The sequence below is a fragment of the Endozoicomonas atrinae genome, from assembly GCF_001647025.1.
GTDB classification, from domain to species: Bacteria; Pseudomonadota; Gammaproteobacteria; order Pseudomonadales; family Endozoicomonadaceae; genus Endozoicomonas; species Endozoicomonas atrinae.
In genome coordinates, this window is the sequence record NZ_LUKQ02000769.1 from 1 (window position 1) to 531 (window position 531).

A 531-nucleotide genomic window follows, 5' to 3' on the forward strand; every position below is an offset into this window, starting at 1 on the left:
GTGAGGTCTTCCAGCTCGACTAAACGACGATGCGAGTGTCTTGCTGTGCCCTTGGTCAGTGCTTCCACTTCCTCGGTGGTGACGTCGGCGGCGCGTTCGATGACGCGGGCTTCGGGGTTGGCCTTGATGATTTTGGCCGCGTCCGAGAGGGCGTCAGGGTCGGGTGCGATTCTGGCAAAGATGGGTTCCAGGTCAGGGCGAACGGGTTTGCCGTGGAAGATGGCGTTGAATACTTCCTTGACGTAATCGACCACACGACTCCATAAGCCTTCCATGCGTTCTACGTTGATGGTGCCTTCACCCTTGAGCTTGCGGGCGAACCAGAGATGGAACTGATTGGCAAAGAGTTCGCCAGGGGCGTAGAACTGATCGGCTCCGGTGCGGTTGGCGTCGCCTTTGGCAAGGTTGCTGTAGATGGTGTCACTGTTGATTTTCTCGAAGTCGACCTTTCCGTCACGGTAGTAAGTGGACTGGAACCACTTCATGAAGTCGAGGCGCTCGGTGGGCGTGAGCAGGTTTTCAAACGACCAG

General features: G+C 57.1%; 1 protein-coding gene. It reads right to left on the reverse strand.

The features are described 5' to 3' along the window. Window positions 1-531, reverse strand: a 531-nt coding sequence (locus AK963_RS34410; RefSeq protein WP_175404794.1) for a hypothetical protein, incomplete at both ends; no start/stop codon positions are given.